This window comes from Mycobacterium sp. 1245801.1 (genome assembly GCF_001673055.1).
Taxonomy (GTDB): Bacteria; Actinomycetota; Actinomycetes; order Mycobacteriales; family Mycobacteriaceae; genus Mycobacterium; species Mycobacterium europaeum_A.
The window spans coordinates 19,936-29,258 of sequence record NZ_LZKY01000229.1; the positions used below are offsets into that span (position 1 = coordinate 19,936).

The window sequence follows — 9,323 nt, forward strand, 5'->3', positions numbered from 1 at the left end:
CCCGCTTTGCTCGACGGGGTAAAGATCATCCGTCCCGGCAAGTGGGTGCGCCGTCGCCCGCCGCCGACGGCGAGCTATGTTGATCCCGATGTCCGCCGAACCCCACCGCACCGCGCCGCCGCTGCCGGCCGCGCTGCTGCACGTGTGGCCGTTCATCGCGCTCGGCGCGTTGGGTTGGCTCGCCGCGGTGGCGGCCGCTTTCCTGGTGCCATCCCTGCAGGGCTGGCGTCCGGTGGCCCTGGCCGGCCTGGGCGTGGGTGTGCTCGGCACGAGCATCTTCCTGATGCAGCTCGCGGCGGCCCGCCGCGGTGCCCGCGGCGCGCAGGCCGGACTCGAAAACTATCTCGACCACAACTGATTCGCCGCCCTGGAGGAGCGATGGTAGCCCCGCTGTTGCAAGCGCACGTCGACATCGACGCACCGGTGGCCAAGGTGTGGGAATTGATTTCCGACCTGCGCCGCATGCCGCGGTGGAGTCCGCAGTGTCGCTGGATGAAGCCCTTCGGCCCGGTGCGTCAGGGCACCCGAACGATCAACCTCAACCGCCGCAAGCGCATGTTCTGGCCGACCACCTGCACGGTGGTCGAGATCGTCCCCGAGCGCAAGCTCGCATTCCGCGTCGACACCAACAACACCATCTGGAGCTATGAGCTCGAGCCCAGCGGCGCGGGCACCCGGCTGATCGAGAGCCGTCACGCCGAAAACGGAGTGACGGCGTTTTCGAACCTGTCGGTAAATGCGCTGTTCGGCGGGACCACCAACTTCGAGCGCGAATTGCTCGACGGCATGAACGCCTCGCTGGCGCGCATCAAGGCCGCCGCCGAAACCGGCTAGTCCGGCGTCTCGGCCTGCGGCTGCTGCTCGGGCTGCGGCGCCTCGGTCACCGGCTCGGTTTCGGCCTCCGGCGTCTCGGGCGCCGTCTCGGGCTGCGGCTCTTGGGTCTCGGTCTCGCCCTGCGCTTCTGGCGCCCCCACGGCCTCCGAGGGCTCCGTGGACTCCGAGGATTCCGTGGACAAGGGGGACGGTTCGACCGGCGTCTGGGTGACGTCGAGCAGGCCGTCGTCGTACGGCTCGTACGCGGGCGACCCGGTGCCCGCCGGGGCGGGCGTGTCCGAATGGGCACCGCAGCCGTACAGCTTGTCGACGATGTGACCGTCGGCCGATAATTCGTTGCCGCACACGCCGAACAGCGCGCCCAGCGAACCCGACAGCGGCAGGAAGAAACCGCAGTCGCGGCACACCCGCTTGGTGGAGCGCGCCATCGGCGAGTCGGGGCCGTAATCGCCGGTGCGCCAGCGCTCGGCCGTCTCGGCGCGGCCCTCGACGCTCATCACCCAGCGCCGGCCCAGCCCGATCTCGGCGGCGGTCTCGTCGACCTGGGGGTCACCGCTGGCGGTGTAACCGGGAACCAGCCGGGGATCGTCGGCTGCGGGCGCCAGCAGGTCGCCCGGGCTCAGGTCGCCGGGCCGTACCCGCTGGTCCCAGGGCACCCATTCGGGTGCCAGCAATGCGGTCGGCCCGGGCACCAGTACGACCTCGCTGATGGTCGCGTGGTCCGCGCCGGGATAGGCGGCGACGACGACCGCCCACTGCCACCCCTGGTAGCCGGGCAGGTGCGCCAGGAAGCGGTGAGTGGCGCTGTTCGGGTCTTCGTAGCCGACGCCCAGGTAGTCGCCGACCATCGCCGGTGCGCTGAACTCCACCACGGCGGCCCTGGCCGCCTCCGCCGCACCCGTGAGCACCGCCGCCAACCCCTCGGGCCACTCGGCCACAGTCGACACGGCGGATCCCTCGATAGGTCTGGTCACGCTGTCTTCTTTCTGCATTGCGTTTCCAATACTAGGTTGGCGAGCCACGCCCCGTTACCTGCAGACGCATCCAGGCGCCATAGGGGAGAATCGGGACGTGTCTGGACGGCGGCAAAACGACCCGGGCCGAGTGGCCTCTCAGCCGGGCCGCCGGCCCCGCAAGAGCGCCGCATCCCAACATCCGGGCGCGGCCAATTACCCCGCCGGCGAGGGCGCCGATCGGCGCCCCCGTCGCCCGTCGATGCCGAGCGCCAACCGCTACTTGCCCCCGCTGGGCCACCAGCCGGAGCCGAACCGCAGCAGCGACACGCCGCCTCGCGGTCCGGCTTCCGGTGAACGGATCACCGTCACCCGCGCCGCGGCACTGCGCAGCCGCGAAATGGGCTCGCGGATGTACTGGATGGTGCAGCGCGCCGCGACGGCCGACGGCGCCGACAAGTCCGGCCTGACTGCGCTGACGTGGCCGGTGGTCGCCAATTTCGCGGTGGACGCGGCGATGGCCGTCGCGCTGGCCAACACGTTGTTCTTCGCCGCGGCCACCGGCGAGAGCAAGGGCCGGGTCGCCCTGTATCTGTTGATCACCATCGCGCCGTTCGCGGTGATCGCGCCGCTGATCGGTCCCGCGCTTGACCGGCTGCAGCACGGCCGCCGCGTCGCGCTGGCCGCGTCGTTCGCCCTGCGCACCGCCCTGGCGGTGCTGCTGGTCATGAACTACGACGGCGCCACCGGCAGCTTCCCGTCGTGGGTGCTGTATCCGTGTGCGCTCGCGATGATGGTGTTCTCCAAGTCGTTCAGCGTGCTGCGCAGCGCCGTGACACCCAGGGTGATGCCGCCGACCATCGACCTGGTGCGGGTCAACGCCCGACTGACCATGTTCGGTCTGCTGGGCGGCACCATCGTCGGCGGCGCGATCGCCGGTGGTGTCGAGTTCGTCTGCACCCACCTGTTCAAGCTGCCCGGGGCGTTGTTCGTGGTGATCGCGGTGACGATCGCCGGCGCCATGCTGTCCATGCGGATCCCGCGCTGGGTCGAGGTGACCGCCGGCGAGGTACCCGCCACCCTGAGCTACCGCCAGGACAGCGAACCGCTGCGGCGCAGCTGGCACCAGGAGGTCAGCGGGGCGCTCCGGCAACCGTTGGGCCGCAACATCATCACCTCGCTGTGGGGCAACTGCACCATCAAGGTCATGGTCGGCTTCCTGTTCCTCTACCCCGCGTTTGTCGCCAAGGCGCATCAGGCCAACGGCTGGGCCCAGGTCGCCATGCTCGGGGTGATCGGCGCCGCGGCCGGGATCGGCAATTTCGTCGGCAACTTCACCAGTGCGCGCCTGAAGCTGGGCCGGCCCGCCGCGCTGGTGGTGCGCTGCACGGTGGCGGTGAGCGCGGTCGCGCTGGCCGCCTCGGTGGCCGGCAACCTGGTGGTGGCCGTGATCGCCACCCTGGTCACGTCCGGAGCCAGCGCCATCGCCAAGGCGTCCCTGGACGCGTCGCTGCAGAACGACCTGCCGGAGGAATCCCGCGCGTCGGGCTTCGGCCGCTCGGAGTCGACGCTGCAATTGGCGTGGGTCCTCGGCGGCGCCGTGGGAGTGTTGGTGTACACCGAACTGTGGGTCGGCTTTACCGCGGTCACTGCGCTGCTCATCTTGGGCCTGGCGCAGACCCTCGTCAGCTTCCGCGGCAACTCACTGATTCCCGGCCTGGGAGGAAATAGGCCGATCATGGTCGAGCAGGAGGGCAAGCGCCGCGGTGCCGGCGCCGCGGCGGTGGTCGCCGAGTGAAACCGCAACGCAAGCGGGGTGTGGCCGTGCTGCTCGCCTGTCTGGTCGCGGTGCTCTGCGTCGGCGCGGGTGTGGGCACCTGGTTGCTGGTCGGGCGCCCCGGCCCGCGGCACCCCGAGATCAGCGCCTATTCGCACGGGCATCTGACGCGGGTGGGGCCCTACCTGTATTGCAACGTGCTGAATCTCGAAGACTGCGAGACACCGCAGAACCAGGGCGAGCTACGGGTCAGCGAGCGCTACCCGATTCAGCTGTCGGTGCCCGACGCCATCTACCGGGCACCGTGGCGGCTGCTGCAGGTCTACGACGACCCGACGAACACCACCAGCACGATCTTTCGGCCGAAAACCCGCTTCGCCGTGACGATCCCGTCGGTCGACCCGCATCGCGGGCGCCTGGCCGGGATCGTCGTGCAGCTGCTGACATTGGCGGTGGATCCCGCCGGGGAGCTTCACGACGTGCCCCACGCGGAATGGTCCGTGCGGCTGACGTACTAGGCCGTTCGCCAGCCCCGCCCCTCGCCCCCTCGTCGCGCCCAACGTCGACTTGTTGTGGCGAAACGCCGTAATTTACGCGCACAAACCGACGTTCGGCACGACGTGTCGGTACCGGCCGCCACCGTGTCCACATGCAGATCCCAGCCTGGCCATTCAGAGGCACCGAAGCATTGGCGGCCGGACTCGTTACCCGGCACCAACTGCGGGCCGACTTCGAGATGATTCATCGCAACGTCTACATCGGCCGCGGGCAAAAGTTGACGCCGGTGACCCGAGCGGTTGCCGCCTGGCTGTGGTCTGGCCGTGCCGCGACACTGGCCGGCCTGTCAGCGGCCGCATTGCACCGCACCGCGTGGATCGACGACTGGTTGCCAGCGGAGCTCAACCGCGCCGGCCGCGACAAGGTAGGCGGCATCGTTCTGCATAGCGACACCCTCGCCGACGACGAAACGTGCATCCGGGACGGGATGACCCTGACCACTCCGGCACGCACGGCGTTCGATCTTGGCAGGCGAAAGGGATTTACCACTGCGGTGATTCGCCTGGACGCACTGATGCACGCAACCGACGTGAAGCCGGCTGATGTCGAGTTGCTGGCCGACCGCCATCGCGGAGCGCGCGGACTGGTGCAGTTACGACGGGTGCTGACCATGGCCGACGGCGGCGCCGAATCACCGTATGAGACGAAAACTCGCCTGACACTCGTCGGTGGCGGATTACCGCGGCCGCAGACGCAGATCGAAGTACTCAACGAATGGGGTGCCGTAGTAGCGCGCATCGACATGGGTTGGGAGGAGTGGAAGGTCGGCGTGGAGTTCGACGGCGCTCACCATTGGACCGACCCCGTGCAGCGAACCCGAGACATCGATCGTCTGGCCGAACTCGAGGCGATGGGCTGGCGGATCGTCCGGGTCAGCGCCGACATGGTGCGTCACCGGCCTTACATAGTCCTAGCGCGCTCCCGTAGCGCCCTGCGCGCCGCGGGCCGCCCGCTCTAAGAGCCGAGCGTGGAGTTGTTGGACCGAAAACACCAGATTTTGCGCCATAAGTCGACGTTCGCCAGCCGGGAACTAGGCGCCGTGGCCGGCGGGCACGCGCTCGCCTTCGACCGGCGGCCCGGGAGGGGTTCCGTCCCCGAAGGGCCTGCCGCCCAAGGCTTCCCGCCCGTGCGGCGAAAGCCAGCCGGCCAGGTCCGGACCCTTGGGCACGATCCGGGTGGGGTTGATGTCGGCGTGCACGATGTAGTAGTGCTGCTTGATCTGGACGAAGTCCACGGTGTCACCGAACCCCGGCGTCTGGAACAGGTCGCGCGCATACGCCCACAACACCGGCATCTCGCTCAGTTTGCTGCGGTTGCATTTGAAGTGCCCGTGATAGACCGGGTCGAAGCGGGCCAGGGTGGTGAACAGTCGCACGTCGGCCTCGGTGATGGTGTCGCCCACCAGGAATCGCTGATCGGCCAGCCGCTCGCTGACCCAATCCAGCGCGGTGAACAACCGGTCGTAGGCCGCCTCGTAGGCCTCCTGCGAGCCGGCGAACCCGCACCGGTACACACCGTTGTTGATTTCGGTGTAGATCCGCTTGCTCACCTCGTCGATTTCGGCGCGCAGGTGCTCGGGGTACAGCTCGGGCGCCCCGTCGCGGTGATAGGCCGACCATTCCGTCGAGAGGTCCAGCGTCATCTGCGCGAAGTCGTTGGTGACGACCGCCCCGGTCGGGACATCGACGATGGCCGGGACCGTGATGCCCTTGGGGTAGTCGGGGAACCGCTTGAAGTAGGCGTCCTGCAGCCGCGGAATCTTGAGCACCGGGTCGACGCCGCCGGGATCGAGATCGAACGTCCAACTGCGCTCGTCGTGGGTGGGACCGCAAAACCCAATGGAGAGAACGCTTTCCAGGCCCAGCAAGCGGCGCACGATGATCGCGCGGTTCGCCCACGGACACGCGCGCGCGACGACCAGCCGGTACCGGCCGGGCTCGACGGGGTAGCCGTCGCGCCCGTCGGCGGTGATGCGGGTGGTGATGTAGTTGGTGTCGCGGGTGAATTCGCCTGCCTGCGCGATATAGGAAGCCATAACTCCCATAGTCGCTCAATAACGAGCGAACGTCAGGCGTCGAGCTCCCGAGCGACGGCCTTGACCACCTCGGAAACCCGGCGGGCGGTCTTGCGGTCCGGGTAGCGGCCCTTGCGCAGTTCGGGCTGCACGGTGCTTTCCAGCAGCGTGATCATGTCCTCGACCATGCCGTGCAGCTCGTCAGGGTTGTGCTTGTGTTCGGCGGGCGCCTCGCGGCGCGTCTTGGTGAGGCTGGGCGGCGGCTCAATCAGCTTGAGGCTCAACGCTTGCGGCCCGCGCCGCCCGGAGGCGATGCCGAACTCCACCCGCTGGCCCGCCTTGAGGCCCTCGACCCCGGCGGGCAACGCCGAGGAGCGGACGTAGACGTCTTCGCCGTCCTCTTGCGACAGGAAGCCGAAACCCTTGTCAGCGTCGTACCACTTAACCTTGCCCGTCGGCACTGGTCTCACCTGCTTGTCTAACGGATCAATAGAAATCGCCAACACAATAAGCGTCCCGCCTGCGCAGGACGCCGTATTAGGAGTCTGATCCTACTCGGATGCCCGGGTAACGAGCACCCCCGTTATCGGTCACTCGGTACGCTTGGTAATACCCGCGGAGGAGATATGCGCCTGATCCTGAACGTCATCTGGTTGATATTCGGCGGCCTGTGGATGGCCGTCGGATACCTGGCTGCGGCGCTGGTCAGCTTCCTGCTCATCATCACCATTCCGTTCGGCTTCGCGTCGCTGCGCATCGCCTCCTACGCACTATGGCCGTTCGGCCGCACGATCGTGGACAAGCCGACCGCGGGGTCCGGCGCGCTGGTCGGCAACGTCATCTGGGTGGTGCTGTTCGGCGTGTGGCTGGCGATCGGCCATCTGGTCAGCGCGGTCGCGATGGCGCTCACGATCGTGGGCATTCCGCTGGCGCTGGCCAACCTCAAACTGATCCCGGTGTCGTTGATGCCGCTGGGCAAGCAGATCGTTCCGGTCAGCTCGCCGGTGCACTACGCCCCGCCGGTGGCCGCATGACGCTGACGACGCTGGGACTGCCCTCGGTACCGAGCCGCGCTGACGGCGCGGCCGTTCCCGCCGATGCTCCTGCCACCGGCCCCCTGGTGGACACCTACGGCCGGATCGCGACCGACCTGCGGGTCTCGCTGACCGACCGCTGCAACCTGCGGTGCAGCTATTGCATGCCGGCCGAGGGCCTGGACTGGCTGCCGGGCGAGCAACTACTGAGCGCCGACGAGCTGGCCAGGCTGATGCACATCGCGGTCACCCGGCTGGGTGTGACCAGCGTGCGTTTCACCGGCGGCGAACCGCTGCTGGCGCGCCATCTCGACGAGGTGGTCGCCGCGGCCGCCGCGCTGCGGCCCCGCCCCGAGATCTCGCTGACCACCAACGGCGTCGGGCTGGCGCGGCGCGCCGCCGCGCTCGCCGCGGCCGGGCTGAACCGCGTCAACGTCTCGCTGGACAGCGTCGACCGGCGCCATTTCGCGGCCATCACCCGCCGCGACCGGCTCACCGACGTGCTGGCCGGCATGGCCGCCGCGGGCGACGCCGGCCTGACGCCGGTGAAGGTGAACGCGGTGCTCGACCCCGCCACCGGGCGCGAGGACGTGGTGGGGCTGTTGCGGTTCTGCCTCGAGCACGGTTACCAACTGCGCGTCATCGAGCAGATGCCGCTGGATGCCGGGCACCAGTGGCGGCGGGACGCCGCGCTGAGCGCCGACGACGTGCTGGCGGCCCTGCGCCCGCACTTCCGGCTGCGCCCCGACCCGGCGCCGCGCGGATCGGCCCCCGCCGAGCTGTGGCTGGTCGACACCGGCCCGGGCACCCCGAGCGGGAAATTCGGCGTCATCGCCTCGGTTTCGCACGCCTTCTGTGCGGCCTGCGACCGCACCCGGTTGACGGCCGATGGCCAGGTCCGCAGCTGCCTGTTCGCCGAACAGGAGACCGACCTGCGCGGGCTGCTGCGCGGCGGCGCGTCCGACGACGCGATCGAGGCGGCGTGGCGTACAGCGATGTGGGGCAAGCCCGCCGGACACGGCATCAACGACCCCAACTTCATCCAGCCAGACCGCCCGATGAGCGCGATCGGTGGCTAGCCCGATGGGACAGACGCCTGTCCAAGTAAACGGAATCCAGGTGACGGTGCGCTACTTCGCGGCCGCCCGCGCGGCCGCCGATGCCGAGTCGGAGACGGTGGTGCTGCGCCCAGGCACCACGGTCGGTGAACTGGTCGAGCGGCTAGCCGCGCGGGGGTCCCGCCTGGCCACGGTGTTGACCCGATGCTCATACCTGCGCGACGGGATCGCCGTGCGCGACGAGACCGTGGCGTTGCAATCCGGTGACACAATCGATGTTCTGCCGCCCTTTTCTGGCGGCTGAAACTGTGAGTTATCTCACGTAACGGATTCATAACGGCGCGGTCACGCTGCGATATCGCCCCTAATGACCTGCGCAAACACCTTGGGTTCCTGCGGTTTTCGCAGATGGCCGAGAAGGAAACGCCAGGTATCGCAAGACGTGACGAGACCTACAGAAACCGTTACCGTCTCCGAAGGCTCGCCAGCCATCCCCGATTGGCGACCTCCCCTCCCTATCGCGCCGAGCTCCATCCAATAGGCGGGGGCCACCGAACCACATGGATGGAGACGGGGGACCCACCGGTCCACCGTGATCGGACTGGGGCCGTTCGCGGCTCCTAGGGGTGAAGCCGGCGTCGTCGCTTGACGACAACGTCGGCCGGGTGGCCTCTCCAACCCGAACCCGACAGCTGACCTCGCAGGCGCGTGACGAGAGAGGAATACCCCGGCGCGTATGAGTGGACGTCACCGTAAGCCCAGCAGTTCAAACATCAGCGTCGCCAAGATCGCCTTCACCGGTGCGGTTCTTGGTGGCGGCAGCATCGCCCTCGCCGGCCAGGCGGCCGCGGCCACCGACGGTGAATGGGATCAGGTAGCCCGTTGTGAGTCCGGCGGCAACTGGGGCATCAACACCGGCAACGGCTATCACGGCGGCGTGCAGTTCAGCTCAAGCACGTGGGCCTCGCACGGCGGCGGCCAGTACGCCCCGTCGGCCGAACTCGCCACCAAGGAACAGCAGATCGCCGTCGCCGAGCGGGTTCTGGCCACCCAGGGCCGTGGCGCCTGGCCCGTGTGCGGCGGACCCGACAGGGG

General features: G+C 68.7%; 11 protein-coding genes, 1 pseudogene and 1 riboswitch. Of the genes and pseudogenes, 9 read left to right on the forward strand and 3 right to left on the reverse strand.

Going from position 1 to position 9,323, the window contains the following annotated elements:
• The first annotated feature begins 88 nt into the window (after nucleotides 1-88).
• Complete coding sequence (locus tag A5622_RS15140; RefSeq protein WP_066879565.1) at nucleotides 89-358, forward strand: DUF2530 domain-containing protein; 270 nt, start codon at nucleotides 89-91, stop codon at nucleotides 356-358.
• Nucleotides 359-378: 20 nt separating this feature from the next.
• A complete protein-coding gene (locus A5622_RS15145) occupies nucleotides 379-834 on the forward strand; it encodes an SRPBCC family protein (protein ID WP_066879533.1) in 456 nt (151 codons plus the stop codon).
• A 191-nt stretch (nucleotides 835-1,025) separates the two neighbouring features.
• On the opposite strand, the pseudogene A5622_RS15150 reads toward A5622_RS15145, so the two are convergent.
• A pseudogene (locus tag A5622_RS15150) lies at nucleotides 1,026-1,808 on the reverse strand (DUF3027 domain-containing protein); the annotation flags it as partial.
• A gap of 130 nt (nucleotides 1,809-1,938) precedes the next feature.
• Between A5622_RS15150 and A5622_RS15155 the strand changes: the two are divergent.
• The 3 genes from A5622_RS15155 (at nucleotide 1,939) to A5622_RS15165 (ending at nucleotide 5,080) form a co-directional block, all read left to right on the forward strand.
• Nucleotides 1,939-3,585 (forward strand): MFS transporter, encoded by a 1,647-nt coding sequence (locus tag A5622_RS15155; RefSeq protein WP_066866820.1) that lies wholly within the window; start codon nucleotides 1,939-1,941, stop codon nucleotides 3,583-3,585.
• On the forward strand, nucleotides 3,582-4,082 hold the full coding sequence (locus A5622_RS15160) for a DUF2771 domain-containing protein (protein WP_066879539.1): 501 nt from the start codon (nucleotides 3,582-3,584) through the stop codon (nucleotides 4,080-4,082). Before A5622_RS15155 ends, A5622_RS15160 begins: the two co-directional genes overlap by 4 nt.
• A gap of 131 nt (nucleotides 4,083-4,213) precedes the next feature.
• Nucleotides 4,214-5,080, forward strand: a complete 867-nt coding sequence (locus A5622_RS15165) for an endonuclease domain-containing protein (protein WP_066879542.1) — start codon at nucleotides 4,214-4,216, stop codon at nucleotides 5,078-5,080.
• Nucleotides 5,081-5,152: 72 nt separating this feature from the next.
• Here the strand turns inward: A5622_RS15165 and A5622_RS15170 are convergent, their stop codons facing one another.
• Nucleotides 5,153-6,157 carry a glutathione S-transferase family protein gene (locus tag A5622_RS15170; protein ID WP_066879545.1) on the reverse strand — a complete coding sequence of 335 codons (1,005 nt, stop codon included), beginning with the start codon at nucleotides 6,155-6,157 and terminating at the stop codon, nucleotides 5,153-5,155.
• Between the two features lie 32 nt (nucleotides 6,158-6,189).
• On the reverse strand, nucleotides 6,190-6,597 hold the full coding sequence (locus A5622_RS15175) for a cold-shock protein (protein ID WP_007777168.1): 408 nt from the start codon (nucleotides 6,595-6,597) through the stop codon (nucleotides 6,190-6,192).
• A 165-nt stretch (nucleotides 6,598-6,762) separates the two neighbouring features.
• On the opposite strand from A5622_RS15175, the gene A5622_RS15180 reads away from it, so the two are divergent.
• From A5622_RS15180 to A5622_RS15195, 4 genes are all read left to right on the forward strand, one after another.
• Complete coding sequence (locus A5622_RS15180; protein ID WP_066879548.1) at nucleotides 6,763-7,170, forward strand: YccF domain-containing protein; 408 nt, start codon at nucleotides 6,763-6,765, stop codon at nucleotides 7,168-7,170.
• Nucleotides 7,167-8,249 carry a GTP 3',8-cyclase MoaA gene (moaA, locus tag A5622_RS15185; protein WP_066879551.1) on the forward strand — a complete coding sequence of 361 codons (1,083 nt, stop codon included), beginning with the start codon at nucleotides 7,167-7,169 and terminating at the stop codon, nucleotides 8,247-8,249. The genes A5622_RS15180 and moaA overlap by 4 nt, the downstream gene beginning before the upstream one ends.
• Nucleotides 8,250-8,253: 4 nt before the next feature.
• On the forward strand, nucleotides 8,254-8,532 hold the full coding sequence (locus A5622_RS15190; protein ID WP_066879554.1) for a MoaD/ThiS family protein: 279 nt from the start codon (nucleotides 8,254-8,256) through the stop codon (nucleotides 8,530-8,532).
• A gap of 207 nt (nucleotides 8,533-8,739) precedes the next feature.
• A riboswitch (cyclic di-AMP (ydaO/yuaA leader) is annotated at nucleotides 8,740-8,951 on the forward strand.
• A 13-nt stretch (nucleotides 8,952-8,964) separates the two neighbouring features.
• A partial coding sequence (locus A5622_RS15195) for a transglycosylase family protein (RefSeq protein ID WP_197508019.1) occupies nucleotides 8,965-9,323 on the forward strand: 359 nt, incomplete at its 3' end.

Bases quoted from the DNA above. Each gene is read 5' to 3' on its own strand.
- A5622_RS15140 (WP_066879565.1), top strand. From the start codon at position 89: ATGTCCGCCGAACCCCACCGCACCGCGCCGCCGCTGCCGGCCGCGCTG.
- A5622_RS15145 (WP_066879533.1), top strand. From the start codon at position 379: ATGGTAGCCCCGCTGTTGCAAGCGCACGTCGACATCGACGCACCGGTG.
- A5622_RS15165 (WP_066879542.1), top strand. From the start codon at position 4,214: ATGCAGATCCCAGCCTGGCCATTCAGAGGCACCGAAGCATTGGCGGCC.
- A5622_RS15170 (WP_066879545.1), bottom strand. From the start codon at position 6,157: ATGGCTTCCTATATCGCGCAGGCAGGCGAATTCACCCGCGACACCAAC.
- A5622_RS15180 (WP_066879548.1), top strand. From the start codon at position 6,763: ATGCGCCTGATCCTGAACGTCATCTGGTTGATATTCGGCGGCCTGTGG.
- moaA (WP_066879551.1), top strand. From the start codon at position 7,167: ATGACGCTGACGACGCTGGGACTGCCCTCGGTACCGAGCCGCGCTGAC.
- A5622_RS15190 (WP_066879554.1), top strand. From the start codon at position 8,254: ATGGGACAGACGCCTGTCCAAGTAAACGGAATCCAGGTGACGGTGCGC.